The organism is Burkholderiales bacterium, assembly GCA_035543335.1.
GTDB lineage: Bacteria > Pseudomonadota > Gammaproteobacteria > Burkholderiales > JAHFRG01 > JAHFRG01.
The window spans coordinates 1-25664 of sequence record DASZZH010000025.1; the positions used below are offsets into that span (position 1 = coordinate 1).

General features: G+C 59.2%; 39 protein-coding genes. 35 read left to right on the forward strand and 4 right to left on the reverse strand.

All coding sequences use genetic code 11. From position 1 onward, the window contains the following. From VHE58_05045 to VHE58_05200, 32 genes are all read left to right on the forward strand, one after another. A partial coding sequence (locus VHE58_05045) for an elongation factor Tu (protein HVS26646.1) occupies positions 1–141 on the forward strand: 141 nt, incomplete at its 5' end. Positions 142–146: 5 nt separating this feature from the next. Continuing rightward, positions 147–455 carry a 30S ribosomal protein S10 gene (gene rpsJ, locus VHE58_05050; GenBank protein HVS26647.1) on the forward strand — a complete coding sequence of 103 codons (309 nt, stop codon included), beginning with the start codon at positions 147–149 and terminating at the stop codon, positions 453–455. A 145-nt stretch (positions 456–600) separates the two neighbouring features. Beyond that, the gene (gene rplC / locus VHE58_05055; protein ID HVS26648.1) at positions 601–1245 is read left to right on the forward strand and encodes a 50S ribosomal protein L3; all 645 of its coding nucleotides are present in this window, start codon (positions 601–603) and stop codon (positions 1243–1245) included. Further along, positions 1245–1862 carry a 50S ribosomal protein L4 gene (gene rplD, locus VHE58_05060; GenBank protein ID HVS26649.1) on the forward strand — a complete coding sequence of 206 codons (618 nt, stop codon included), beginning with the start codon at positions 1245–1247 and terminating at the stop codon, positions 1860–1862. Before rplC ends, rplD begins: the two co-directional genes overlap by 1 nt. Continuing rightward, entirely contained in the window at positions 1859–2185 is a 327-nt protein-coding gene (gene rplW / locus VHE58_05065; GenBank protein HVS26650.1) for a 50S ribosomal protein L23, read from the forward strand. Before rplD ends, rplW begins: the two co-directional genes overlap by 4 nt. 1 nt (position 2186) lies before the next feature. Continuing rightward, complete coding sequence (gene rplB / locus VHE58_05070; protein ID HVS26651.1) at positions 2187–3020, forward strand: 50S ribosomal protein L2; 834 nt, start codon at positions 2187–2189, stop codon at positions 3018–3020. Positions 3021–3022: 2 nt separating this feature from the next. Then, positions 3023–3322: a 30S ribosomal protein S19 gene (gene rpsS / locus VHE58_05075; GenBank protein ID HVS26652.1), complete on the forward strand. Its 300-nt coding sequence runs from the start codon at positions 3023–3025 to the stop codon at positions 3320–3322. 9 nt (positions 3323–3331) lie between these two features. Further along, complete coding sequence (gene rplV / locus VHE58_05080) at positions 3332–3667, forward strand: 50S ribosomal protein L22 (GenBank protein HVS26653.1); 336 nt, start codon at positions 3332–3334, stop codon at positions 3665–3667. 9 nt (positions 3668–3676) lie between these two features. Next, positions 3677–4591 carry a 30S ribosomal protein S3 gene (rpsC, locus tag VHE58_05085; protein ID HVS26654.1) on the forward strand — a complete coding sequence of 305 codons (915 nt, stop codon included), beginning with the start codon at positions 3677–3679 and terminating at the stop codon, positions 4589–4591. A 1-nt stretch (position 4592) separates the two neighbouring features. Beyond that, the gene (rplP, locus tag VHE58_05090) at positions 4593–5006 is read left to right on the forward strand and encodes a 50S ribosomal protein L16 (protein ID HVS26655.1); all 414 of its coding nucleotides are present in this window, start codon (positions 4593–4595) and stop codon (positions 5004–5006) included. A 2-nt stretch (positions 5007–5008) separates the two neighbouring features. Continuing rightward, complete coding sequence (gene rpmC / locus VHE58_05095) at positions 5009–5203, forward strand: 50S ribosomal protein L29 (protein HVS26656.1); 195 nt, start codon at positions 5009–5011, stop codon at positions 5201–5203. Further along, on the forward strand, positions 5200–5463 hold the full coding sequence (rpsQ, locus tag VHE58_05100; protein HVS26657.1) for a 30S ribosomal protein S17: 264 nt from the start codon (positions 5200–5202) through the stop codon (positions 5461–5463). The genes rpmC and rpsQ overlap by 4 nt, the downstream gene beginning before the upstream one ends. Positions 5464–5609: 146 nt before the next feature. Then, complete coding sequence (gene rplN, locus VHE58_05105) at positions 5610–5978, forward strand: 50S ribosomal protein L14 (protein ID HVS26658.1); 369 nt, start codon at positions 5610–5612, stop codon at positions 5976–5978. A 9-nt stretch (positions 5979–5987) separates the two neighbouring features. Further along, positions 5988–6311 (forward strand): 50S ribosomal protein L24, encoded by a 324-nt coding sequence (gene rplX / locus VHE58_05110; protein ID HVS26659.1) that lies wholly within the window; start codon positions 5988–5990, stop codon positions 6309–6311. Between the two features lie 9 nt (positions 6312–6320). Further along, entirely contained in the window at positions 6321–6860 is a 540-nt protein-coding gene (gene rplE, locus VHE58_05115) for a 50S ribosomal protein L5 (protein HVS26660.1), read from the forward strand. A 7-nt stretch (positions 6861–6867) separates the two neighbouring features. After that, positions 6868–7173 carry a 30S ribosomal protein S14 gene (rpsN, locus tag VHE58_05120; GenBank protein HVS26661.1) on the forward strand — a complete coding sequence of 102 codons (306 nt, stop codon included), beginning with the start codon at positions 6868–6870 and terminating at the stop codon, positions 7171–7173. A gap of 13 nt (positions 7174–7186) precedes the next feature. Then, positions 7187–7582 carry a 30S ribosomal protein S8 gene (rpsH, locus tag VHE58_05125; protein HVS26662.1) on the forward strand — a complete coding sequence of 132 codons (396 nt, stop codon included), beginning with the start codon at positions 7187–7189 and terminating at the stop codon, positions 7580–7582. 13 nt (positions 7583–7595) lie between these two features. Further along, complete coding sequence (gene rplF, locus VHE58_05130) at positions 7596–8129, forward strand: 50S ribosomal protein L6 (protein HVS26663.1); 534 nt, start codon at positions 7596–7598, stop codon at positions 8127–8129. Positions 8130–8141: 12 nt separating this feature from the next. After that, on the forward strand, positions 8142–8492 hold the full coding sequence (gene rplR / locus VHE58_05135) for a 50S ribosomal protein L18 (protein HVS26664.1): 351 nt from the start codon (positions 8142–8144) through the stop codon (positions 8490–8492). 11 nt (positions 8493–8503) lie between these two features. Beyond that, complete coding sequence (gene rpsE, locus VHE58_05140; GenBank protein HVS26665.1) at positions 8504–9016, forward strand: 30S ribosomal protein S5; 513 nt, start codon at positions 8504–8506, stop codon at positions 9014–9016. A 3-nt stretch (positions 9017–9019) separates the two neighbouring features. Next, a complete protein-coding gene (rpmD, locus tag VHE58_05145) occupies positions 9020–9214 on the forward strand; it encodes a 50S ribosomal protein L30 (GenBank protein HVS26666.1) in 195 nt (64 codons plus the stop codon). Then, positions 9215–9661 carry a 50S ribosomal protein L15 gene (gene rplO, locus VHE58_05150; GenBank protein ID HVS26667.1) on the forward strand — a complete coding sequence of 149 codons (447 nt, stop codon included), beginning with the start codon at positions 9215–9217 and terminating at the stop codon, positions 9659–9661. Between the two features lie 33 nt (positions 9662–9694). After that, complete coding sequence (gene secY / locus VHE58_05155; protein HVS26668.1) at positions 9695–11002, forward strand: preprotein translocase subunit SecY; 1308 nt, start codon at positions 9695–9697, stop codon at positions 11000–11002. Between the two features lie 163 nt (positions 11003–11165). After that, positions 11166–11384 (forward strand): translation initiation factor IF-1, encoded by a 219-nt coding sequence (gene infA / locus VHE58_05160; protein ID HVS26669.1) that lies wholly within the window; start codon positions 11166–11168, stop codon positions 11382–11384. A 160-nt stretch (positions 11385–11544) separates the two neighbouring features. Next, positions 11545–11658: a 50S ribosomal protein L36 gene (gene rpmJ / locus VHE58_05165; protein HVS26670.1), complete on the forward strand. Its 114-nt coding sequence runs from the start codon at positions 11545–11547 to the stop codon at positions 11656–11658. Between the two features lie 56 nt (positions 11659–11714). Then, positions 11715–12101, forward strand: a complete 387-nt coding sequence (gene rpsM, locus VHE58_05170) for a 30S ribosomal protein S13 (GenBank protein HVS26671.1) — start codon at positions 11715–11717, stop codon at positions 12099–12101. 12 nt (positions 12102–12113) lie between these two features. Continuing rightward, positions 12114–12506 (forward strand): 30S ribosomal protein S11, encoded by a 393-nt coding sequence (gene rpsK, locus VHE58_05175; GenBank protein ID HVS26672.1) that lies wholly within the window; start codon positions 12114–12116, stop codon positions 12504–12506. Between the two features lie 13 nt (positions 12507–12519). Next, positions 12520–13146 carry a 30S ribosomal protein S4 gene (rpsD, locus tag VHE58_05180; protein ID HVS26673.1) on the forward strand — a complete coding sequence of 209 codons (627 nt, stop codon included), beginning with the start codon at positions 12520–12522 and terminating at the stop codon, positions 13144–13146. A 557-nt stretch (positions 13147–13703) separates the two neighbouring features. Next, positions 13704–14684, forward strand: coding sequence for a DNA-directed RNA polymerase subunit alpha (gene rpoA / locus VHE58_05185; GenBank protein HVS26674.1), 981 nt, complete (start codon positions 13704–13706; stop codon positions 14682–14684). Between the two features lie 3 nt (positions 14685–14687). Next, positions 14688–15098 (forward strand): 50S ribosomal protein L17, encoded by a 411-nt coding sequence (gene rplQ, locus VHE58_05190; GenBank protein ID HVS26675.1) that lies wholly within the window; start codon positions 14688–14690, stop codon positions 15096–15098. A 163-nt stretch (positions 15099–15261) separates the two neighbouring features. Further along, on the forward strand, positions 15262–15990 hold the full coding sequence (locus VHE58_05195; GenBank protein HVS26676.1) for an SAM-dependent chlorinase/fluorinase: 729 nt from the start codon (positions 15262–15264) through the stop codon (positions 15988–15990). Between the two features lie 406 nt (positions 15991–16396). Further along, positions 16397–16954, forward strand: coding sequence for a DUF488 domain-containing protein (locus VHE58_05200; GenBank protein ID HVS26677.1), 558 nt, complete (start codon positions 16397–16399; stop codon positions 16952–16954). A gap of 37 nt (positions 16955–16991) precedes the next feature. Here VHE58_05200 and VHE58_05205 read toward each other — a convergent pair whose 3' ends face one another. After that, positions 16992–18272: a glycerate kinase gene (locus VHE58_05205; GenBank protein ID HVS26678.1), complete on the reverse strand. Its 1281-nt coding sequence runs from the start codon at positions 18270–18272 to the stop codon at positions 16992–16994. Positions 18273–18274: 2 nt separating this feature from the next. Then, a complete protein-coding gene (locus VHE58_05210; protein HVS26679.1) occupies positions 18275–19135 on the reverse strand; it encodes an NADP-dependent methylenetetrahydromethanopterin/methylenetetrahydrofolate dehydrogenase in 861 nt (286 codons plus the stop codon). A 71-nt stretch (positions 19136–19206) separates the two neighbouring features. Here VHE58_05210 and VHE58_05215 point away from each other — a divergent pair, with 71 nt between their 5' ends. Next, complete coding sequence (locus VHE58_05215) at positions 19207–19833, forward strand: cyclodeaminase/cyclohydrolase family protein (protein ID HVS26680.1); 627 nt, start codon at positions 19207–19209, stop codon at positions 19831–19833. A gap of 3 nt (positions 19834–19836) precedes the next feature. On the opposite strand, the gene uvrA is transcribed toward VHE58_05215, so the two are convergent. Further along, positions 19837–22662 (reverse strand): excinuclease ABC subunit UvrA, encoded by a 2826-nt coding sequence (gene uvrA, locus VHE58_05220; GenBank protein ID HVS26681.1) that lies wholly within the window; start codon positions 22660–22662, stop codon positions 19837–19839. Between the two features lie 64 nt (positions 22663–22726). On the opposite strand from uvrA, the gene VHE58_05225 reads away from it, so the two are divergent. Beyond that, on the forward strand, positions 22727–24091 hold the full coding sequence (locus VHE58_05225; GenBank protein HVS26682.1) for an MFS transporter: 1365 nt from the start codon (positions 22727–22729) through the stop codon (positions 24089–24091). A gap of 11 nt (positions 24092–24102) precedes the next feature. Then, positions 24103–24585, forward strand: coding sequence for a single-stranded DNA-binding protein (ssb, locus tag VHE58_05230; protein ID HVS26683.1), 483 nt, complete (start codon positions 24103–24105; stop codon positions 24583–24585). A 183-nt stretch (positions 24586–24768) separates the two neighbouring features. On the opposite strand, the gene VHE58_05235 is transcribed toward ssb, so the two are convergent. Further along, positions 24769–25554, reverse strand: coding sequence for a DNA-binding domain-containing protein (locus tag VHE58_05235; GenBank protein ID HVS26684.1), 786 nt, complete (start codon positions 25552–25554; stop codon positions 24769–24771). Positions 25555–25664 lie beyond the last annotated feature (110 nt).

The following is a 25664-nucleotide window of genomic DNA, read 5'->3' on the forward strand; positions in this document are numbered from 1 at the left end:
GAGATGGTGATGCCGGGGGACAACGTCTCCGTCACGGTGCAGTTGATTGCCCCGATTGCGATGGAGGAGGGCTTGCGCTTTGCCATTCGCGAAGGCGGCCGCACCGTGGGCGCCGGCGTGGTGGCGAAAATTATTGAGTAATGGACATGCAAAGCCAAAAAATCCGCATCCGTTTGAAAGCGTTTGACTACCGGCTGATTGACCAATCGGCGCTAGAAATAGTCGAGACGGCGAAACGCACCGGCGCGGTGGTGCGCGGCCCCGTGCCGCTGCCCACGCGCATCGAGCGCTTTGACATATTGCGCAGCCCGCATGCCAACAAGACCTCGCGCGACCAATTTGAAATCCGCACGCACTTGCGCTTGATGGACATCATCGATCCCACCGACAAGACGGTGGATGCGTTGATGAAGCTGGATCTGCCCGCGGGCGTGGATGTGGAGATTAAATTGTAATTTTGAAGTGAACGAGTGAATAAGTGAACTAGTGAACAAGTGGTGCAGTCAGGGTTTTCCCCGTTCACTCGTTCACCCGTTCACTTATTCACTAGTAGTTAATCGCCGGTCAATTGCAACCGGCACCTTAAAAAAGGTGAAGAAAATGAGTTTAGGACTAGTTGGCCGTAAGGTTGGCATGACCCGGATTTTTACCGATGACGGCGATACCCTGCCGGTGACGGTGCTGGACGTGTCCAACAACCGCATTACCCAAATCAAGACCCCGGGCAGCGACGGTTATGCCGCGGTGCAGGTAACCAGCGGCAAGCGGCGCGCGAGCCGCGTCAACAAAGCCGCGGCCGGGCATTTCGCCAAAGCCGCCGTTGAAGCCGGTCATGTGCTGCGCGAATTCAAAGTCACGCAAGACGAGCTCGCTAATCTGAAGGTTGGCGCCAGCATCGGCGTTGACATTTTCAAAATCGGGCAGAAAGTGGATGTCACCGGCACCAGCCAGGGCAAGGGATTTGCCGGCGTGATCAAGCGCCATCACTTCCGCTCCAACCGGGCGAGCCATGGCAATTCGGTTTCCCACAACAAGCCCGGCTCCACCGGTCAGGCGCAGGACCCGGGCCGCGTGTTTCCCGGCAAGCGCATGGCGGGCCAGCTCGGTAATGTGAAGCGCACCGCGCAAAACCTGGAAGTGCTGCGCATTGATGCCGAGCGGCAACTGCTCCTGGTCAAGGGCGCGCTGCCGGGCGCCAAGGGGGCCGATGTGATTGTGCGTCCCGCAGTGAAAGCGAGGGCCTGATGGAACTCAAACTGATTAACGAAAAAGGCAAGGCGTCCACTATCAAGGCGTCGGACGATTTGTTCGGGCGCGAATACAACGAAGCGCTGGTGCACCAGGTCGTCACCGCCTATCTCGCCAACGCGCGGCAAGGCACGCGGGCGCAGAAAGGGCGCAGCGACGTCAACAAATCGCACAAGAAGCCGTGGCGCCAGAAGGGCACCGGCCGCGCCCGCGCCGGCATGGCTTCCAGCCCGTTGTGGCGCGGCGGCGGCAAGATTTTCCCCAATCTGCCCGACGAGAATTTCACCCAGAAGATTAACAGGAAGATGTACCGAGCCGGCATGTGTTCGATATTTTCGCAACTGGCGCGCGAAGGACGCATCTCGGTGGTGGAAAGTTTCAGCCTGGAAGCACCGAAGACCAAGCTTTTAGTGCAAAAGCTCAAGGGCCTGGGTCTGGAGGACGTGATGATCATCACCGACAATCTGGACGAGAACCTTTATCTCTCATCGCGCAACCTGCCCAACGTCCGCGTGGTCAAGCCCGGGCAGGCGGATCCGGTGAGTCTGATTCGCCACCGCAATGTGCTGTTGACCAAGGCCGCGGTGCAGAAAATCGAGGAGATGCTGGCATGAGCGCATTCAATACCGAACGCCTGACGCAGGTCATTCTCGCACCGCAGGTATCGGAAAAGAGCACCATGGTCGGCGAAAAGCACGAGCAGGTGGTGTTCCGCGTGGCAGCCGACGCCAGCAAACCGGAAATCAAGGCCGCGGTCGAGCAGATGTTCAGCACCAAGGACAAGAAAATCGAAGTGCTCTCGGTACAGGTGGTCAATGTCAAGGGCAAGGACAAGCGCTTCGGCCGGTTTACCGGTCGGCGCAAGAACTGGAAAAAGGCCTATGTCTGCCTCAAGCCGGGGCAGGAAATCAATTTCGCGGCAGCGGAGAATAAATAAAATGGCACTGATCAAGGTTAAACCCACTTCTCCCGGCCGGCGCGCCCTGCTCAAGGTGGTGAGCCCGGAGCTGCACAAAGGCGCGCCCTATGCGCCGCTGCTGGTCAAGCAGACCAGGAAAGCCGGCCGCAACAACCGCGGCCACATCACCACGCGCCATCAGGGCGGCGGGCACAAGCAGCATTACCGCAGCATCGATTTCCGCCGCGACAAGGATGGCATCCCGGCCAAAGTGGAGCACCTGGAATACGATCCGAATCGGAGCGCGCATTTGGCGCTTCTGTGTTACGCCGACGGCGAGCGCCGTTACATCGTTGCGCCCAAGGGTCTCACCGTCGGTGCGCAAGTGGTGAACGGACCGGAGGCGCCGATCAAGACCGGCAATGCGCTGCCACTCAGGAACATCCCGGTCGGCACTACGGTGCACTGCGTGGAAATGCTGCCCGGCAAGGGCGCGCAACTCGCGCGCGCCGCGGGCACTTCGGTGCAATTACTGGCGCGCGAAGGCAGCTACGCACAATTGCGGCTGCGCTCCGGTGAAATCCGCAAGGTGCACATCGAGTGCCGCGCAGCCATCGGCGAAGTCGGCAACGAGGAAAATAATTTGCGTCAGATCGGCAAGGCCGGCGCGCAGCGCTGGCGCGGCATACGTCCGACGGTGCGCGGCGTGGCGATGAACCCGATTGACCATCCGCACGGCGGCGGCGAGGGCCGCACCGCCGCGGCGCAGCCGCCGGTGAGTCCGTGGGGTGTGCAATGCAAGGGATTCAAGACCCGCCGCAACAAGCGCACCGCCGGCATGATCGTGCGCCGCCGCCATAAGGTGAAGGGGTAACCATGGCACGTTCGGTTAAAAAAGGCCCGTTTGTAGACCATCATCTGGTGAAGAGGGTGGAAGCGGCGCAAGCCACCAAGGACAAGCGCCCGATTAAAACCTGGTCGCGGCGCTCAACCATCCTTCCGGATTTCGTGGGGCTCACCTTCGCGGTGCATAACGGCAAGCAGCATATGCCGGTGTATGTGTCGGAAAACATGGTTGGGCACAAACTCGGCGAATTTTCGCATACCCGCATTTTCAAGGGGCACTCCGCCGTCGGCGACAGGAAAACCGCCGCGACGGAAGTAGTCAAGAAGTAGGAGAGCGGCATGAGAACATCTGCAACATTGCGAGGCGTAAGGCTTTCGGCGCAAAAAGGCCGGTTGGTGGCGGACCAGATCCGCGGCGTGTCGGTGGACAAGGCGCTCAACATCCTCAGCTTCAGCCCGAAAAAAGGCGCGGCGATCATCAAGAAAGTGCTCGAGTCCGCCATCGCCAACGCCGAGCATAACGACGGCGCGGACATCGACGAACTCAAAGTGACCACCATTTGTGTGGAACGCGGGGCCAGCTTGAAACGCTTCCAGGCGCGCGCCAAAGGCCGGGGCAATCGCATCATCAAGCCGACCTGCCACATCTATGTGACGGTGGGTGACAAAAAATAAGGACGCACCATGGGACAGAAAATACATCCGACCGGTTTCCGCCTTTCCGTGCAGCGCAACTGGAGTTCGCGCTGGTACGCGAACAGCAAGAATTTCCCGGCGATGCTCAATGAAGACATCAAGGTCCGCGAATTCCTGCGACAGAAGTTGAGCCATGCCGCCGTCGGCAAGGTGCTGATCGAGCGCCCGGCGAAGAACGCGCGCATCACCATCTACAGCGCCCGCCCCGGTGTCGTCATCGGCAAGAAGGGCGAGGATATCGAGTCGCTGAAAGCCCAGCTGCAAAAGCTCATGAACATCCCGGTGCATGTCAATATCGAGGAAATCCGCAAGCCCGAGCTCGACGCGCAACTGATAGCCGATAACATTGCGCAGCAGCTGCAAAAGCGCATCATGTTTCGCCGCGCCATGAAGCGCGCCATCACCAACGCCATGCGCCTGGGCGCGCAGGGCATCAAGATCATGAGCTCGGGGCGCTTGAACGGCATTGAGATCGCGCGCTCCGAATGGTACCGCGAAGGACGGGTGCCGCTGCACACGCTACGCGCCGACATCGATTACGGTTTTGCCGAAGCCAAGACCACTTATGGCGTGATCGGGATCAAAGTCTGGGTGTTTAAGGGCGAGATGCTGGGACACACTGATCAGCCGGTGGCCGCGCTGCCGGTGGAAACGGAAAAGAGAACCAGGCCGTCGAAGACGGAGGATGAAGGCCGACGCGATACACCACGCGAAGCCAAGCCCAAGGCGAAGCCCGCTGAAGAGATCAAGGCGGCTGAACCCGCCAAACTGAAGGCGAAGACGGCCAAGCGCGAAACCAAGCCGAAAACCGAAGTTGAAAGCAAGGTCAAGCCCAAAGCCAAGGCGGCGGCGAGCAAAACCAAGTTGAAGGCCAAGGCTAAAGTGAAGAAGCCAGGAGCATAAGATGCTGCAACCCGCAAGGACCAAATACCGCAAACAGCAGAAGGGCCGAAACAAGGGCATCGCCACGCGCGGCAACAAGGTGAGCTTTGGCGAATACGGCCTCAAGGCTGTGACCCGCGGCCGTCTGACCTCGCGCCAGATCGAGGCGGCGCGCCGCGCCATGACCCACCACATCAAGCGCGGCGGGCGTATTTGGATCCGCATTTTCCCGGACAAGCCGGTTTCGCAGAAACCGGCGGAAGTGCGCATGGGCGGCGGCAAGGGCAACCCGGAGTACTTCGTTTCCGAAATCCGGCCGGGGAAGGTGTTGTATGAAATGGACGGCGTGGACGAGACCACGGCGCGCGAAGCGTTCCGCCTCGCCGCGGCCAAGCTCCCGATTCTGACCACATTTGTGATTCGACAGGTAGGTTAAGGATGAAGTCGAGCGAACTGAGAGCCAAATCGGCGGCGGAGCTCAAGCAGGAGCTTAACCAACTCCTCAAAGCGCAATTCGGCCTGCGCATGCAGAGAGCCACGCAGCAGCTCACCAATTTCAGCCAGTTTCGTAAGGTGCGCCGGGATATTGCGCGGGTGCGCACCGTGCTAACCGAGAAAACGAGGCAGTCATGAGCGAAACAGCGAGCAAACGTACCTTGAGCGGCCGCGTCGTCAGCGACAAAATGAACAAGACCGTGACCGTGCTGGTCGAGCGCACAGTGCGCCACCCCCGGTACGGCAAAATCATCACGCGTTCCAAGAAATACCACGCCCACGACGAGAAGAACGAGTACCACGAGGGCGATGTGGTGATAATCGAGGAATGCAGGCCGATCGCCAAGACCAAGGCGTGGCAGGTGACCAGGCTGATTAGAAAATTGCGCAGCATTTAGCTTGCTTTCGCGCAAGGCGGTAATTATAATTGACAGTTTTCCGATTTTCTCTGCGGCTTACGCGGGGTAATCGGCTTCCTGACGGGATCCAAGACTGACCGTCATGCCGCGCAAGCGGCGGCGGTTTAAGTTGGAAAGATGAAAAAATGATTCAAATGCAGACAGTGCTGGACGTCGCGGACAATACCGGTGCGCGCTCGGTGATGTGCATCAAGGTGCTGGGCGGCTCGAAGCGCCGCTACGCGGGCATCGGCGACATCATCAAGGTGAGTGTCAAGGAAGCGGTGCCGCGCGGCCGGGTGAAAAAGGGCGAGATTTACCATGCGGTGGTGGTGCGCACCGCCAAGGGCGTGCGCCGGCTGGACGGCTCGCTGATTAAATTCGACGGCAACGCCGCGGTGTTGCTGGATCCCAAGCTCGAGCCCATCGGCACACGCATTTTCGGTCCGGTGACGCGGGAACTCCGGACCGAGCGCTTCATGAAGATCGTCTCGCTCGCGCCGGAAGTACTGTAAAGAAAGACCATGCAAAAAATTAAAAAAGGCGACGAAGTGGTGGTGATCACCGGCAAGGACAAGGGCAAGCGCGGCGTCGTGCTGCGCAAGGTGGATGCCGAGCACGTGGTGGTGGAAAGCGTGAACAAAGTGAAGAAGCACCAGCGCCCCAACCCGCTCAAGAACACCACCGGCGGCATTATCGACAAGGAAATGCCGATTCATATTTCCAACGTGATGCTGTTCAACCCCACCACCCGCAAGGGCGACCGGGTCGGCGTCAAGGTGCTGGACGACGGGCGCCGCGTGCGCTACTTCAAGTCCAACGGCGAAATGGTCGACGTCAAGGCTTAACAGGAATCCATGGCGCGTTTGCAAACTTATTACAAGGATACCGTGGTCAAGCAGCTGATGAAACAGTTTGGCTACAAATCGGCGATGCAGGTGCCGCGCATCACCAAAATCACGCTCAACATGGGCGTGGGCGAAGCGGTGGCGGACAAGAAAATCATGGACAACGCGGTGGGCGACATGCAGAAAATCGTGGGGCAAAAACCGGTGGTGACCAAATCGAAAAAGTCCATCGCCGGCTACAAGATCCGCAAGGGTTATCCCATCGGTTGCATGGTGACGCTGCGGAGCACGCGCATGTACGAATTTCTCGACCGCCTGGTTTCCATCACCATCCCGCGTATTCGCGACTTCCGCGGGCTGTCGGCCAAATCGTTTGACGGCCGAGGCAATTACAACATGGGCGTGAAGGAACAGATTATTTTCCCGGAGATCGAGTACGACAAGATCGACGCGCTGCGCGGTCTCAACATTACGATCACCACCACCGCCAAGTCCGACGACGAGGCGCGCGCGCTGCTGGCGGCATTCAAATTCCCGTTCAAGAACTGAGGCCGGTATGGCAAAAACCTCCGTAGTCAACCGTGAACTGAAACGCCGCGCCGTGGTGAAGAAATTCGCCGTCAAGCGCGCGGAACTTCTGGCTCTCATCAGCAACATGCGCTTGAGCGAGGAGGAGCGGCATCAAGCGCGGCTGAAGTTGCAGCAGTTGCCGCGAAACAGCAGCCCGGTAAGATTGCGCAACCGCTGCGCACTCACCGGCCGCCCGCGCGGTTACTACCGCAAGTTTGGCCTGGGGCGCAACAAGCTGCGCGAAATCGCCATGCGCGGCGAGATTCCTGGCATCATCAAGGCCAGTTGGTAGCAGGGAGAGACCGATGAGCATGACCGATCCCATTTCCGACATGCTGACGCGCATCCGCAATGCGCAGCTTTCGGAAAAAGCCACTGTAATCCTCCCCTCGTCCCGGCTGAAGGCGGCCATCGCCCAGGTGCTCAAGGATGAGGGCTACATTGAGGGCTTCGCGGTGCGCGAAGTGGAAGGCAAAGCCACGCTGGAAATCGCGCTGAAGTATTACGCCGGCCGTCCGGTGATTGAGAAAATCGAGCGCGTCAGCCGCCCGGGCCTGCGCATTTACCGAGGCAGCCGTGATATCCCGAATGTGATGAACGGTTTGGGGATTGCTATCATTTCCACCCCTAAGGGGGTGATGACCGACCGCAAGGCACGAGCCAACGGTGTGGGTGGCGAAGTGCTGTGCATCGTCGCGTAACGGAGAGGAAGCCATGTCGCGAATTGCCAAGAATCCAGTCGTCGTGCCGGCCGGCGTCGAAATAACGCTTAGTCCGAGCGAAGTCGCGGTGAAAGGGCCGCTGGGCCAGCTCAAACAGCGCCTCAAGGGCGATGTGCTGATAGAACGCGAGGGCGACCGGCTCAAGTTCAAGGTGGGGAACCAGTCCAAGCACGCCAATGCCATGTCGGGCACGTTGCGTGCGCATCTCGCCAACATGATTCACGGCGTCACCAAAGGTTTCGAGAAAAAGCTCAGTCTGGTCGGCGTGGGTTACCGCGCCCAGGCGCAGGGCGACAAGCTCAATCTGTCGCTTGGCTTTTCCCATCCGGTGGTACATCGGATGCCGAAGGGCATCAAGGTCGAAACACCCTCGCTAACCGATATCGTCATCAAGGGCATCGACAGGCAGCTGGTCGGCCAGGTGACGGCGGAAGTGCGCGGCTACCGCAAGCCGGAGCCGTACAAGGGCAAGGGCGTGCGCTATGCCGACGAAGTGGTGGTGCTCAAGGAAACCAAGAAGAAATAGACGAGATCAAGCATGGACGACAAAAAACAGTCGCGGCTGCGGCGCTCGCGCAAAACCCGGGCCAAGATTCACGAACTGAGGGTGGTGCGCCTCACGGTGCACCGTACCAACAACCATATTTATGCTCAGGTCGTCAACCAAGGCAAAGTGGTGGCGACTGCGTCCACGCTGGAGCCCGAGGTGCGCAAGAAAGTGAAATACGGCGGCAACGTCAAGGCGGCATCGGTGATTGGCAAGCGCATCGCGGAAAAAGCCGGGAAGCAAGGCATTGAGTCGGTGGCCTTCGACCGTTCCGGGTTCAAGTATCACGGCCGGGTGAAAGCTCTGGCCGATGCGGCGCGCGAGAATGGCCTGAAATTCTGACGGAGCAGACCATGGCGAAAATGCAACATCAATCGGTACAGCGGAGCGACGGCCTCAGGGAAAAAATGGTCGCGGTGAACCGCGTGACCAAGGTGGTCAAAGGCGGCCGCATCCTCGGTTTTGCCGCGCTGACGGTAGTCGGCGACGGTGACGGCGGCGTCGGCATGGGCAAGGGCAAGGCGCGCGAAGTGCCGGTCGCGGTGCAAAAAGCGATGGACGAGGCGCGGCGCAAAATGATCAAAATCACCTTGAAGAACGGCACGCTGCAGCATGCGGTGATCGGCAAGCATGGCTCGGCGAAGGTGTACATGCAGCCCGCCATCGAAGGCACGGGGATTATCGCCGGCGGTCCGATGCGCGCGATTTTCGAGGTGATGGGGGTGACCAATGTGCTCGCCAAGTGCCTGGGCTCGACCAATCCCTATAACGTGGTGCGCGCCACCCTCCAGGGTTTGCGGGCGATGAGCACGCCTTCGGAAATCGCCGCCAAGCGCGGCAAGACAGTGGAACAGATTCTGGAGTAAGGCATGGTCAAGAAAAAAGTGGCAGGCAAAATCAAGGTAACCCTGGTGAAAAGCCCCCAAAGCGCCAGGGAATCGCACCAGGCCACGGTGCGCGGGTTGGGTTTGCGCCGCCTGCGCCATACCGTCGAGCTCGAAGACACCCCGGCGGTGCGCGGGATGATTAACAAGGTCGGATACCTCCTCAAGTGCGAGGCATAAATGGAACTTAACGGCATCAAACCCGCGGCAGGCAGCAGGCGCGAACGGCGCCGCGTCGGGCGTGGACCAGGCTCGGGCATGGGCAAAACCGCGGGCCGCGGCCACAAAGGCCAGAGCGCGCGCTCCGGCGGGTTTCACAAGGTGGGCTTTGAAGGCGGGCAGATGCCGCTGCAGCGGCGGCTGCCCAAGCGCGGCTTTGTGTCGCCTTCCCGCAACGACACCGCCGAAGTGCGGCTTTCCGATTTGAACAAATTGAAGACTAAAGATATCGACATCCTGGCGCTCAAAGAAGCGGGAATCGTGCCGATTGCCGCGCTTTCCGCGAAAGTCATGCTCTCCGGCAAGATTACCCATGCGGTGAAATTGAAAGGCGTGTTGGCGAGCAAGGGCGCAAAAGCCGCCATTGAGAAAGCGGGCGGCAGAGTCGAAGCGGTGGAAACGAAATAACGGAACAGAGGACACTTGGCTACTAACGATTCGATGCTCGGCATGTACAGCAAGATGGGGGACTTGAAAAAGCGCCTCCTGTTTCTGCTGGGCGCCCTCGTGGTGTATCGTATCGGCACGCACATTCCGGTGCCCGGCATTGACCCGGTGCATCTGGCCGACTTGTTCCGCTCGCAGCAAGGCGGCATCCTCGGCATGTTTAACGTATTTTCGGGCGGGGCGCTGTCGCGTTTCACCATTCTCGCGCTGGGGATACTGCCGTACATTTCTTCCTCCATCATCATGCAGTTGATGACAGTGGTGTCGCCTACGCTCGAGGCGCTGAAAAAAGAGGGTGAATCGGGGCGGCGCAAAATTACGCAATACACCCGCTACGGCACGGTGCTGCTGGCGCTGTTCCAGGGCATGGGCATTTCGATTGCGCTGGAGCATCAACCGGGCCTGGTGCTGGAGCCGGGATTGATGTTCAGGCTCATCACCATGGTGACGCTGGTGACCGGCACGATGTTCCTAATGTGGCTGGGCGAGCAGATCACCGAGCGCGGCATCGGCAACGGCATTTCGCTGATTATTTTCGCCGGCATCGCGGCGGGCCTGCCGCACGCGGTGGGCGGCACGCTGGAACTCACGCGCACCGGCGCGTTTGCGATTCCATTCGTGCTGGTGTTGTTCGCGGCCGTGATTGCGGTGACGGGGCTGGTGGTGTTTGTGGAACGCGGCCAGCGCAAGATTCTGGTGAATTACGCCAAGCGCCAGGTGGGGCGCAAGATTTACGGCGGGCAAAGCTCGCATTTGCCGCTGAAGCTCAACATGTCGGGGGTGATTCCGCCGATTTTCGCCTCCAGCATTATTTTGTTTCCGGCGACACTGGCGGGCTGGTTTGGCTCCAGCGAGAACATGACGTGGTTGCGCGATATCGGTGCGACCCTGCACCCGGGGCAGCCGGTTTACGTGCTGCTGTATGCGGCGGCGATTATCTTCTTCTGCTTTTTTTATACCGCGCTGGTGTTTAATCCGAAGGAGACCGCCGACAACCTGAAGAAAAGCGGGGCGTTTGTGCCGGGCATCCGGCCGGGCGAGCAGACCTCGCGCTTTATCGAACACATCATGGTGCGCCTGACTTTGGCGGGCGCGACTTACGTGACTTTGGTGTGCCTGCTGCCGGAGTTTCTGATCGTGAAGTGGAACGTGCCGTTTTATTTCGGCGGCACGTCGCTCTTAATTATAGTGGTGGTGACCATGGATTTCATGGCGCAGGTGCAGGCCTACATCATGTCCCATCAGTATGAGAGCCTGCTGAAGAAGGCCAATTTCAAGGGTGGCGGTTTTCCGGCGCGCTGACCTCGGATAAGGAAGGATGATTAAACTCGGGTCACGGATAAACGAGTATTTTGCGGCAAGACAAGGCGCGAGTTTTTTTGCGAGCGACGCATACTCGAAGTATGTAAGCGACGCAAAAAAACGGAGCAACGCGGTATTGGCGCATAAAGACGAAGTTTAGCCCATGGCGAAGGAAGAAACGATACAGATGCAGGGGGAGATCATGGAGAACCTCCCCAACGCCACGTTCCGGGTGAAACTTGAAAACGGCCATGTCGTGCTGGGGCATATTTCCGGCAAGATGCGCATGCATTACATCCGCATCCTGCCGGGCGATAAAGTGACGGTGGAATTGACGCCCTACGATTTGACTAAGGCACGGATTGTATTCCGCGCCAAGTAAGGAGGCTGCTAAACATTGCCTGCCGATACTGCGTTGCTCGGTTTTTTTACGTCGCTTACATACTTCCAATGTATGCGGCGCTAGTAAAAAACCTCGCGCCTTGTCTCGACGCAAAATGCTGGTTTATCAGACCCCTTACTAGACTGTTAAGGAGTGAAAGATGAAAGTACAAGCTTCGGTGAAAAAGATGTGCCGCAAGTGCAAGATCGTCCGGCGCAAGCGCGTGGTGCGCGTGATTTGCTCGGATCCGCGGCATAAGCAGCGTCAGGGGTAGTTGAACAATATGACGATTAACCTTATAATTTCACGCTTTTATTTTTTGAGGACGCCATGGCCCGTATTGGAGGCGTAAACATACCGAATCACCAGCATGCGGAAGTCGCGCTGACCGCGATTTACGGCATCGGCCGTTCGCGGGCGCAGAAAATCTGCGCCGCCGCGGGTATTACTCTTTCCGCCAAGATCAAGGACCTGTCCGATGCCGAGATGGACAAGCTGCGCGAGCAGGTGGGCAAGCACACGGTCGAGGGCGACCTGCGCCGCGAAGTGTCGATGAACATCAAGCGGCTGATTGACCTTGGCTGCTACCGCGGCGTGCGTCACAAGCGGGGGCTCCCGGTGCGCGGCCAGCGCACGCGCACCAACGCGCGCACCCGCAAGGGCCCGCGCAAAGCCGTGCGGCTCGCCAAAGCCCCAACCGAAACCGGCAAAAACTGAGGAAAACGCTAAATGGTAACTAAGACCAACGTCAGGGTGCGCAAGAAGGTGAAGAAAAACGTGGCGGAAGGCATTGCCTACATCCACGCCTCGTTCAACAATACCATCGTCACCATCACCGACCGCCAGGGCAACGCCTTGGCATGGGCGACTTCGGGCGCCGCCGGCTTCAAGGGCTCGCGCAAGAGCACGCCGTTCGCCGCGCAGGTGGCGGCCGAGCAGGCCGGACGCGCCGCACTGGAATGCGGCGTGAAGAACCTCGAAGTGCGCATCAAGGGCCCCGGCCCGGGACGCGAATCCGCCGTACGGGCGCTCAACGCCGTAGGCTTCAAGATCACCAGCATCTCCGACGTGACCCCGGTGCCGCACAACGGCTGCCGGCCGCCGAAGAAGCGCCGCATCTAAATCAGGAAAAATTATGGCCCGAAATCTCGATCCAAAATGCCGCCAGTGCCGCCGCGAAGGCGAGAAGCTGTTTTTGAAGGGCGAAAAATGCTTCACCGACAAGTGCTCGATTGAGCGCAGGAGCTACGCCCCCGGCCAGCACGGCCAGAGAAACATGCGGCTTTCCGGTTACGCCGTGCAATTGCGCGAGAAGCAGAAGCTGCGCCGCATTTACGGTTTGCTCGAACGCCAGTTCCGCAACACCTATCAGGAAGCCGAGCGCCGCAAGGGCGTCACCGGCGAGACGCTGTTGCAGCTTTTGGAGTCGCGGCTGGACACCGCCTCATATCGAATGGGTTTTGGCGCTTCGCGCAGCGAGGCGCGCCAGATCGTGCGCCACAACGGCGTTCGGGTGAACGGCAAGCGCGTCAATATTCCGTCCTTCCAGCTGCGTCCCGGCGATGTGGTCGAGGTGGCCGAGAAAGCGAAGGGGCAGCTGCGCATCAAGGGTTCGCTGGAAGCCGCCGAAGCGCGCGGTTTTCCCCAGTGGCTGGAAGTGGATGTAAAGAGCTTTAAGGGCGTATTCAAGGCCAAGCCGCAGCGTACCGAGCTGCCGTCGACCATCAACGAAAGCTTGGTCGTCGAATTGTATTCGAAGTAGGGAACCTCTAATTAAACCCCGCGTGGCCACGACGACGGCTCGGCGGGATGCCATGCTAAGGAGCGAGGAAGAAATTGTGGTTACTCCCACTATGACGACGAGCGACGCCACAGGGCGCCTGCGAGCGCCCCGGACTCGGACTCGCGCAGCGTGGAGCGGGAAGGGGCGCAAGCTGCCGCAAGAGACCGCGTTAAATGGGGCGCTCATGCTGCCGCTCCCGCACTCCAAGCTTCGCTCACCGTGTCGCGGCAGCCCCGTCCCATCCGGGTTGCGGCCTGATTCGGCGGCGCGCCGGAACGCGGAGCAGGTCCCGCGCGCGAAACGCGTGGATGCGACCGTGCAGGTGCGCAGAAGCGACCGCTTGATCCGGCGCGCACATCCCGCTGCGCTGCGCACGTACCGAGGCGCCACGCTTCGCGATCGCGCTTTGGCGCGCGGCTCGGTCGTAGGCCATACTATACTGGCCCTTCGTCGCGCTTCGCGCCATCATCCGAATCGGGCCAGCAACGCGGCTCACGAGGGATTTAATTAGAGGTTCCAATCAAGAGGGTTTAGCCATGCAAAGCAGCGCTTTTCTCAAGCCGCGTATCATCGACGTGCAAACCGTTTCACCCTTGCATGCCAAAGTGACCATGGAACCGTTCGAGCGCGGTTATGGCCATACCTTGGGCAATGCCCTGCGCCGCATCCTGCTGTCTTCGATGCCGGGTTTTGCGCCGACCGAAGTGACCATCAATAGCGTGCTGCACGAGTACTCCACCCTCGACGGCGTTCAGGAAGACGTGGTGGACCTCCTGCTCAATCTCAAGGGCATCGTGCTGAAACTGCACAACCGCAGTGAAGCCATGCTGACGCTGAAAAAACACGGCGAAGGCTTGGTGACCGCCGGTGACATCGAAGGCGGGCACGATGTGGAAATCGTCAATCCGAACCACGTGATTGCGCATCTCTCGCCGGGCGGCAAGGTCGACATGCAAATCAAGGTGGAAATGGGGCGCGGCTACGTGCCGGGAACCGTGCGGCAATTACCGGAGGAAAAGCGCAAGATCGGCAACATCGTGCTCGATGCCTCGTTCAGCCCGGTGCGCCGCGTGAGCTATTCGGTGGAAAGCGCGCGCGTCGAGCAGCGTACCGACCTCGACAAGCTGATCATCGACATCGAAACCAACGGCGCCATCGATCCCGAAGAGGCGATTCGCTACGCCGCGCGCATTCTGGTAGACCAGCTTTCGGTGTTCGCCGATCTCAAGGGCACCACCTTTGAAATCGAGCAGCCGAAAGCGCCGCAGGTGGATCCGATTCTGCTGCGCCCGGTGGACGATCTGGAGCTTACCGTGCGTTCCGCGAATTGCTTGAAGGCGGAAAACATTTATTACATCGGCGACCTGATTCAGCGCAGCGAAACCGAGTTGCTGAAGACCCCCAATCTCGGTCGCAAGTCGCTCAACGAAATCAAGGAAGTCCTGGCTTCGCGCGGACTCACGCTCGGCATGAAGCTGGAGAACTGGCCGCCGGCGGGGCTGGAAAACAAGGGATAAATCATGCGCCACCGTCAAGGACTGAGAAAGCTCAACCGCACCTCCAGCCACCGGCTGGCGATGCTGCGCAACATGACCAATTCGCTGTTGCGCTTCGAGACCATCAAAACCACTCTGCCCAAGGCCAAGGAACTGCGCCGCGTGGCCGAGCCGCTGATTACGCTGGGCAAGAAGCCGACGCTCGCCAACCGGCGCCTGGCCTACAATCGCCTGCGCGACCGCGAAATCGTGGCCAAGCTTTTCGACGAACTCGGCCCGCGCTACGCCAAACGCAACGGCGGCTATCTACGCATCCTCAAGTACGGCTTTCGCGTGGGCGACAGCGCCCCGATGGCCCTGGTGCAGCTCATGGACCAGCCGGAGCCCGTGGCCGGATCCAAGACCGAGCCCAAGGCCGGGAAAGCCAAATCCTAAGCGCCCTGTGCGGTCTCCATTTGAAAAGCCCGGCCCACCGGGCTTTATTATTTACTTTACCGCGGAGGCGCGGAGACGCAGAGAGAATTCTCGAAGATTCTAAAATTCATTAAAACCTCTGTGCCTCTGCGTCTCTGTGGTGAAGAGGTTTAAAATTATTTTCATGATCATCCTGTTTTCCGATTTCGGCGCGCGCGACCTCTACGTAGGGCAGGTGAAAGGCGTGCTGCATCAGTACGCACCCAATGTGCCGCAGATTGATTTGCTGCACGATGCGCCGGCGTTCAACGTCAAGGCCGGCGCGCACCTGCTGGCGGCCTTGTCGCAGCCCTTTCCGCCGGGAAGCGTGTTTCTCGCCGTGGTCGATCCCGGCGTGGGGACCCCACGCGACGCGGTGGCGATGGAGGCCGACGGCAGATGGTTTGTCGGGCCCGACAACGGCCTGCTTTCCGTGCTGGCGGCGAGAGCGGAAAAACCCCGCTTCTGGCACATCTCCTGGCGGCCGGCCAATCTCTCCAGTGCCTTTCACGGGCGTGACCTCTTTGCGCCGATCGCGGCGCTGGTTGCCGTAGGCAATTTTCCAAACGACAAGGCCGAGGAAATCCGCTCGCTGCAAGTGCGGCTCGGCGCACAGGATCTTCCCGAAATCATTTACATCGATCATTACGGCAACGCCATGAGCGGCCTGCGCGCGAAATCTCTCACGCTTGATGCTCAACTGCTGGTGAACGGGGGCCGTTTGAAGCGCGCCAAGGTGTTTGCAGAGGTTCCGAGCGGGACGCCGCTCTGGTATGAGAACTGTCTTGGACTTGCGGAGATTGCCGTGAACACCGGCAGCGCGGCAGAGCGACTCGATTTGGAAATCGGTGACAAAATTGAATTGGTGGCGTGAGCGTGATTAAACAATAACCCCCTCTCCCTCAGGGAGAGGGCCAGGGTGAGGGTAGGGGTGAGCGGAAAAGCCTAAATTCGCCGGTGGCAGACCGGCGGCTGGTTACTTTTTAAAAAGTAACCAAAAAGAAGGCGCCCCGGACTCGGACTCGCGTAGCGTGGAGCGGGAAGGGGCGCAAGCTGCCGCAAGTAGCACTGTTAAACGGGGCGCTCATGCTGCCGCTCCCGCACCCCAAGCTTCGCTGACCGTGTCGCGGCAGCAAATGCCTCGGGAGGGAGATGTTTTTTTAACGGCTTTTGTCCCATCTCCGCACAAGACTGTGCTTACTGTGATTCGAGGCATCCCGCGCTGCTCGGTGGCTCACAGGGGATAATAAAAGCGAGCATGTTGGGACAATTACGGCAAAATGAGCAAGGAATCGCTTACCACCTGGACCATTGGCCACGGCACCCGCAGCGGCGATGAATTGGTGCAGATGTTGCAGGAAGCGGACGTGCAATGCCTGGTGGACGTTAGAAGCTATCCCGGCTCGCGCCGCAATCCGCAATTTTCCCGCGAACAACTTGCCTCTTTGCTCGCCAATCACGGCATCAAATATAAATGGGAAGGCGAAGGGCTGGGCGGTTTTCGCAAAGCCCGTCCAGATTCAAAACATGTTGCATTGAGAAGCGAAGGCTTTCGCGGTTACGCCGACTACATGGAATCGGCGGAATTCAAGCAAGCCATCGAGTTTTTAATCGAGCAAGCGCAACAAACCAAAATTGCTTACATGTGCGCGGAGCGGTTGCCCTGGCAATGCCATCGCAATCTGATTTCGGATTACCTGGTGATGCGCGGCGTTAAAGTCATTCATCTTGTTGCTCAAGGCAAAACGCAGGAGCACATGCTCAACCCAATCACCCGCATTCAAAATGATATCTTGATCTACGACGGTAAGACGCAGTTGAATCTTGAACCTTTTTAGCGGCGATTGCGCCGAGCATACCGCTCATGCCGGTATTCTACAAAACCAGAATTACGCGGATGTCGTTGACATTGGTGCGGGTGGGGCCGGTCACGACTAAATCTTCCAGGGCTTCGAAAAAGCTGTAACTGTCGTTATTGGCGAGGAGCTTCGCGGCTTTCACACCGCGATCGGCGGCGCGTTTCAGGGTGTCGGGGGTAATCAACGCGCCGGCATTATTTTCCGTCCCGTCCGAGCCGTCGGTGCCGCAGGAGAGCGCGTAAACATTTTCCATGCCGTTTAAATCCATGGTGAGCGAGAGCAGGAATTCGCTATTGCGCCCACCGCGCCCGCTGCCTTTCACCGTCACCGTGGTTTCTCCGCCTGAAATCAGCGCCACCGGCGGTTTCCACGGATGACCGTGCTTAAGGATTTGACGCGCCAGTCCGCCGAAAACTTTCGCGACTTCGCGCGCTTCACCGGTGATGGTATCTCCCAAAACCACCGCCTTTACACCTTGCTTGCGGAAGTATTTGGCCGCCGCGACCAGGGAATTGTGCGCCGTTGTAATCACTCGATTTTCCACTTTGCGGAAAATCGAATTTCCCGGTTTGGGGGTTTCTTCGAGCTTGCCCGCTTTGCCCTTTTGCAGAATGTCCATCACCGCCTTCGGCGCTTTGACCTGGTAGCGGGAAATTATCGCGAGCGCATCGTCGTAAGTCGTGGGATCGGGCGCGCAGGGGCCGGAAGCGATGTGGGTCGGATCATCGCCGGTGACATCGGAAATGACGAGCGCGAGTACCGGCGCTTTGCAGGCCGCGGCCATTCTGCCGCCTTGAATGGCGGACAAATGCTTGCGCACGGTGTTGATTTCCTGAATTGTCGCGCCGCAGAGCAGTAATTCCTTGGTGACTGCTTTAAGGTCGGCCATCTCCAAGCCTGCAACTGGCAGGGACAGCAGGCTGGAGCCGCCGCCGCTGACTAAAGCCAGCAGCAAGTCGTTGGGCGTGAGCTTTTTGACTTCCTCGAAGATTTCCTTGGCCGCCGCTTCGCCGCTGGCGTCGGGAATCGGATGCCCCGCCTCAACGACATTGATGCGTTTAGTTGGCAGACCATGGCCATAACGAGTAATCACCAAGCCGGAAAGAGGTTTGTTTTTCGGCCAGTGCTTTTCCACGGCGGAGGCCATGGAGGCCGCTGCTTTGCCCGCGCCCACCACCAGGGTGCGCCCCTTCGGCGGTTTGGGCAGATGGTGGGGAACAATTTGCAAGGGATCGGCAGCGGCCAGTGCCGCCTTGAAGCTGCCCAGCAAAAGCTTGCGCAGCGGGATTGAGGGCATGGCTATTGCGCCATGGTCTTGGCGATCGCGTAGATTTCCTCGGCGTCGAAAATCTGGTTGTCGCTATCGAACAGTTTGCCGATGCAGGCGCGGTGCACTTGCAGCTTCAGGCCGCCGAAGCCGATCGCGCCGAAGGTTGTTTTGCCATAACGGCTTGCCGCCTTGTCCATCATGTCCACGCCGGCAATCCCCAGCGGCGGCTGGGCGTTGGCGTCCGCCATCAATTCGATGCTGGGATGGTTTTGCCAGTGGCTTTCTTCCAACAATTGTGCGCCTGCCGCGCCGGCGGCAAACACGACGTGAGCGCCCTGCAGCGCCGCGCCGCGTGCTGCATTATCGGCGGCTTCGATCGGGCTGACGCTGACGCCGAAACGCTCCTTGATCTGATGGCAGGCATTTTCCGCCCGTTCGCGTTTTCTTGAAGTGAGACTGACCGACAAGCCTTCCTTGGCCAGCAGCGCCGCCGCGCGCAGTCCCACCGGGCCGGTGCCTGCCAGCACTACCGCGCGTTTTCCCGCTACCGATCCTGAACGGGTCAGCATGGCCACGCCGGCAGCGGCAGTGGTGTTTGAGCCGTTGCTGTCGAGCATCACCGAGACGCGGAAATTGGCGAAGAATTTTTTCTTGACCGCCTGCAGCAGTTCCTGCCCCGCCGCCATGTTGCTGCCGCCGATGAAAATTGCGGTATATTTCTTTTCCTTGGGCGCGCGGGTAAAGATCGTGCCGTCCACCAGCGTGCCGACATTCTGCGGCGTAACGTTGCCGTATCCGGTAACCTGATCGGCGCCGCCGTCGTAGGCGACCACGGTATCGAATGCGCTGGGGTAGGGGTCGGTATCAAGCTGGAACAGGAGTTTTTTCATTGTTGCCCTCTCAGATTGAAGCGGATAGTCTACCATTTCTTTTTTACCGATTATAATGGAAAGGAACAACTGTGATTAAGGACGATTCCATCCATAAATTTCTCGATGAACTTGCGAGCTCGAGCTCGACGCCGGGGGGCGGCGCCGCCGCGGCGGTGATGGGGGCGATGGGCGCGGCGCTGGTGAGCATGGTGTGCAATCTCACCATCGGCAAGAAGAACTACGCCGAAGTCGAAGCGGAAATGAAGACGCTGCTGCGGCAATCGGAAGAGTTGCGGCACAAGCTCATCGGCATGATCAACGATGATGTCGAGGCATTTAACCAGGTCATGGCGGCCTATGGCCTGCCGAAAAACAGCGAAGAGGAAAAGGCGAGACGTGCCGCGGCCATCCAGCGGGCGCTCATGCAGGCAACGCAAGTCCCATTGAATTGCGCCCGGGCCTGCTCCGCAGTGATGCAACTCGCCAGGCGGGCGGCGGAGAAGGGCAATGTCAATGTGGTGAGCGATGCCGGCGTGGCGGTGCTTGCCGCTTACGCCGGATTGAAAAGCGCGGCCTTGAATGTCTATGTCAACACCGCGGCGATCAAAGATGAAGCGTTTAACGCGCAGAAACTGGCGGAGCTCGATAAGGTCCTCGCGGATGCCAGCCGCTTTACCGACGGCGTCTACGAGTTGGTGAAAGGCAAACTCAAATGATTTTCACGCTGCCGCTTGCAGCACGTTTTTCAGATACATGCCGGTGTAACTCTGCCGGTTTTTGGCAATGTCTTCAGGTGCGCCCTCGGCGATGATGCGCCCGCCGCCGTCGCCGCCCTCGGGACCCAGATCGATAATCCAATCCACGGTTTTGATCACGTCGAGGTTGTGCTCGATCACCACCACCGTGTTGCCGTGGTCGCGCAAGCGGTGCAGCACCTTGAGCAGGAGGTCAATATCGTGGAAATGCAAACCAGTGGTCGGCTCATCCAGGATATACAGCGTCCTGCCGGTGTCGCGCTTGGAAAGCTCGAGCGAAAGTTTCACCCGCTGCGCTTCGCCGCCGGAAAGCGTGGTCGCCGACTGACCGAGCTTGATGTAGCCTAATCCCACGTCCAGCAGCGTTTGCAATTTTTTCGCCACCACCGGCACCGGCTCAAAAAATACATAGGCCTGCCCCACTGTCATTTGCAGAATCTCGTGGATATTTTTTCCCTTGTATTGAATCTCCAGCGTTTCGCGGTTGTAGCGCTTGCTGTGGCACACGTCGCACGGTACGTAGATATCCGGCAAAAAATGCATTTCCACTTTCAGCATGCCGTCGCCCTGGCAGGCTTCGCAGCGCCCTCCCTTGACGTTGAATGAAAACCGTCCCGGTCCATAGCCGCGCTCGCGCGCCTGCGGCACGTCGGCGAAAAGCTCGCGGATCGGCGTGAACAGCCCGGTATAGGTCGCGGGATTGGAACGCGGTGTACGGCCGATCGGGCTTTGATCCACGCTGATCGCCTTGTCGAAAAATTCCACGCCTTCGATTGCCGTGTGCGGCGCGGGTTCGGTGGGGCTGCCGTAAAGATGCCGCGCCACCGCGTTGTAAAGCGTGTCGTTGATCAGCGTGGACTTGCCCGAGCCGGACACTCCGGTCACGCACACCATCAAGCCTACCGGCAAATTGAGGTTCACCTGTTTCAGGTTGTTGCCGCTGGCGCCGGTGATGCGCAGTCTGCGTTTCGGATCCGGCTTGTGGCGCAGGCCCGGCAATTTGATGCTGCGTTTGCCGGAAAGATACTGGCCGGTAAGCGATTCGGCATTATTCCGAATCTTGAGCGGCGCGCCTTCAGCGACGACTTTCCCGCCGTGCTCGCCCGCGCCCAGCCCCATGTCCACGATGTGATCGGCGCTCATGATGGCTTCGTGGTCGTGCTCGACCACGATCACGCTGTTGCCGAGGTCGCGCAGGCGCTTCAGCGTGTCGAGCAGGCGCCCGTTGTCGCGCTGGTGCAGGCCGATGGAAGGCTCGTCCAGCACGTACATCACGCCGGTCAGCCCCGAGCCGATTTGGCTCGCCAGCCGGATGCGCTGCGCTTCGCCGCAGGAAAGCGTGTCGGCGGAACGGTCGAGAGCCAGATAATCGAGGCCGACGTTGTTGAGAAATTGTAGGCGGCTCACGATTTCCTTGACGATTTTTTCCGCAATCGTCTGCTTGGCGCCGTTCAGGTTTATTTTTTCGAAGAACTGCACCGTTTGCTTGAGCGGCAGGCTGCTCACTTCGTAAATCGTCTTGCCGGCGACGCGCACGTGCCGCGCTTCACGCCGCAGCCGCGTGCCCTGGCACAGCGGGCAGGGCTGGCTATTGAGATATTTCGATAGTTCCTCGCGCACCACCAACGAATCGGTCTCGCGGTAGCGGCGCTCCAAATTGGGAATGATGCCTTCAAAAGCGTGTTCGCGCTGATAATGGCTGCCGCGCTCGCCGGGATAATTGAAGCGGATTTTTTCCCTACCGCTGCCGTTCAGAACCATCTCCTGGACGGGCAGCAGCAACTGTTCAAACGGCGCGTCAAGATCGAATTTGTAATGCGAGGCGAGGCTAGCCAGCATCTGAAAATAAAACTGGTTGCGCCGATCCCAGCTCTTGATGGCGCCGGACGCGAGACTCAAGTGCGGGAAAGCGACCACGCGCTTGGGATCGAAAAAGCTGATTTGTCCCAGCCCGTCGCAGCGCGGGCAGGCGCCCATGGGATTGTTGAAGGAGAAAAGCCGCGGCTCAAGCTCGGGGAGGGAATAGCTGCACACCGGGCAGGAGAATTTGGCCGAGAACAAATGCTCTTTTCCGTTTTCCATTTCCACCGCCAGCGCGCGCCCGTCGGCATGGCGCAGCGCGGTCTCGAACGATTCGGCGAGCCGTTGCTTGATGTCGGGACGGACTTTCACCCGGTCAACGACGACTTCGATCGTATGCTTTTTGTTTTTATTGAGCTTCGGCAGGCTGTCGATTTCATGCACCTTGCCGTTGATTCTGAGCCGGACGAAGCCTTGTGCGCGCAGCTCGTCGAAAAGCTCCATCTGCTCGCCCTTGCGCCCGACGATCAAGGGCGAAAGTATCATCAGCCTGGTGTCGAGCGGCAGTTGCAGCACATGATCCACCATTTGCGAGACGCTTTGCGCCTGCAGCAGGATGTTGTGGTCGGGGCAGTAAGGATCGCCCACGCGGGCATACAAAAGCCGCAGGTAATCGTGGATTTCAGTCACCGTGCCGACGGTGGAGCGTGGGTTGTGCGAGGCTGCTTTCTGCTCGATAGAAATCGCGGGCGAGAGGCCCTCGATCAAATCCACGTCCGGCTTTTCCATAAGCTGCAGGAATTGACGGGCGTAAGCCGAGAGCGATTCCACATAGCGCCGCTGCCCCTCGGCGTAGAGCGTGTCGAACGCCAGCGAGGACTTGCCGGAGCCGGACAATCCGGTAATCACGATGAGCCGGTTGCGCGGCAGATCGAGGTTGATGTTCTTGAGATTATGCGTGCGTGCGCCGCGGATTTTGATGAAGTCCATGAGCTATTCCAGCATTGGCTAACCTGTTAATATACCCAAGTTTGCAGTTTTTTCCCAACCCCCTATGACTTTCTCCGACAGGATGAGCCCGCTGGAGCTGCGCGCCAGCATGGGCCTGGCCTCCATATTTGGCTTGCGCATGCTAGGTATGTTCGTGATTCTGCCGGTGTTTGCGCTCTATGCCGAACATCTTCCCGAAGGGGACAACCGCACACTGGTCGGTATTGCGCTCGGCGCATATGGGCTGACCCAGGCGATTCTGCAAATCCCGCTCGGCTGGCTTTCCGACCGCGTGGGGCGGAAAGCGGTGATTTACGGCGGATTGATTATGTTCGCCATCGGCAGTTTTGTCGCGGCTGCCGCCCACGACATTTACATGATTATTTTCGGGCGCGTGCTGCAAGGGGCGGGCGCGATTTCCGCCGCGGTGATTGCGATGGCCGCGGATTTGACGCGCGAGCAACACCGCACCAAGGCGATGGCGCTGATCGGCTCCACCATCGGCCTCACTTTTGCCTTGTCGCTGGTGGTCTCGCCTCTGCTCAACCGATGGATAGGCGTACCAGGTATTTTTGCGATGACCGGCGTGCTGGCGCTGCTTGCCATCCTCGTGGTTTTGGTGATGCCCAGTCCGCAACTTGTCTCGAGTGCCGAGCGCGACCGCGGCAAATTCATGACGGTGTTGCGCGATGGGCAGTTGCTGCGCCTGAATTACGGGATTTTCGCGCTGCACGCGGCGCTGATGGCCTTGTTCCTCATCGTGCCGTTTTCGCTGCGGAAAGCCGGACTGGATGTGGACCACCACTGGAAAATCTATCTACCGGTGATGCTCGCTTCTTTTGTGGTGCTGGTGCCGGCGATTGTATTTGCGGAAAAGAAAAGCAAATTAAAGCAGGTTTTTTGCGCGGCGGTGGCACTGATGCTGGCAACCCAGCTCCTGCTGCCGTGGCTGCTGGGCAGTCTGTGGGAAATTTTTGTGGCGCTGTTGGCGTTTTTTGCCGCGTTCAACATCCTCGAAGCGATGCTGCCCTCGCTGATTTCCAAGCTGGCGCCGGTAGGAGCCAAGGGCACGGCCATCGGCGTCTACAGCAGCGTGCAGTTCTTCGGCGCCTTTGTGGGGGCGGCGGTGAGCGGTTATCTTGCACAGCATTACGGCAACCATGCTGTGTTTGGCTTTTGCGTACTGCTGTTTGCGGTCTGGTTCATCGTGGCGCTCGGCATGAAGGTCCCGGGCGCGGTGGAAACCAAGATGTATCCGATACCGGCGATGGATACCCGCCGCGCCAGCGGCTTGTCGCGACAGCTCGCCTCGGTGCCGGGGGTGAAAGAAGTGCTGGTGCTCGCCGCAGAAGGGGTCGCTTATTTACAAGTGGACAGCGGCGGTTTTGACGAACAAAATGTAATCCGATTAATCGCGGGGGAAATTTAGGGGGGATTTAAATGGCTTCAGTGAACAAAGTCATCCTGATTGGAAATCTCGGGCGCGACCCGGAGGTGCGCTACAATCCCGACGGCGGGGCGATGGCCAACATCAGCATCGCCACCACCGATACCTGGAAGGACAAGCAGAGCGGCGAAAAACAGGAGCGCACCGAATGGCACCGCGTGGTCTTCTTCGGCAAGCTCGCCGAAATCGCCGGTGAATATCTCAAGAAAGGCAGCCCGGTCTATGTGGAAGGCCGGTTGCAGACAAGAAAATGGCAAGACAAGGCAGGCCAGGAGCGTTACACCACCGAAATCGTCGCCGACCGCATGCAGATGCTGGGTTCGCGCGGCGGCGGCTCGGAGCCGATGAGCCGCGAATCGCCGCCCAAGGAAACCGCTTCAGGCGGCAAGTCGGAGAAGGATGGCGGGTCAGGGAAGGATGGCGGGTCAGGGAAGGGCAGTGGGTTTGACGATCTGGAGGACGACATTCCGTTCTAGCAGGTTGGTGCAAAACTGCTGCGGAGCCGGTCTACTTTGTTGCTCGTCGCTCGAAAGCTCGCCGTACTCCCTCTGTACTGTCTCGCCTTCTCGCTCCTCGCGTCGCGCATCCCGGCTTCCTCGTGACGTTTTGCATCAACCTGCAAGATCGCGTGAAAATGTGGCCGTTTCCTTCGCGGGTGCCTAGCCCGTGAAGGAAATTTTGGTAATCATCCCTTCGGCGATCCAGGTTTTGAGCAACCCCGCAGCATGCTGCGCGATGTTGAGTTCATCCATCCATTCGCACAGGCCGCCGCAGATTTCGGCGAAGTTGCGGCCTTCGCGCATCGCGTCGATCGCCCACGCTTCATCGACGCTGAGTGAGCGGTAATAGCTTTGCAGGTTGTTGCGCCACAGCACCCAGCCTATGGGGTATTCGTTTTTTTGCGGCTGCGGCGGGTTTTCTTTTTTCTCCACCGCTTTCCAGAACGCCGGCACGTTCCATTCCAGATTCAGCCGCTGCACCGAGGCATGCGGCTTGAACACCAAACCCGGCCAGGCGTCTCCCGGCACTCCGCCCATGTCTTCCACCGTGACCACCGGCTCGTTCGGCGCATCAAAGGCGAGAGCCTGCGCCCATTCGAAAGCCGCCATTTCGCCTAACACCGGATGCCGGCTGTAATGAGGTGTGGTCTTCAGAAATTCCGCCACCTTGCCGCCATACCAGCGCAGGTTGAAGTAGGGGGACGGATGACTGTCGATGTAGGCATAGCCCAGCTTTTCAAACTTTTCATCACCCGCCAGCGCGCGCAGGCCCGGATAATCGGTGTCCAGCGCTTCCAGCAGCCGCAGGCGGTAGGCGCTGGAATAAATGCCCAAACGCGTTTTGGCGCTGGCGCGCTTCGTACCCACGACTTCGCGCTCCATGCGCTTGTCGCGTTGAAAGACATAATTCTGGAATTCCTTCTGCAGGTCGCTCAGCGCTTTCATGCGGTTTGTGTCCGGGAACGAGGGCGGGACATGGAGTCAAGAATAACAGACTCGATGTGATAAAACACCCTGCCGGCCTAGGCGGCAAGCGCCATGCTTGTGAGTTTCTT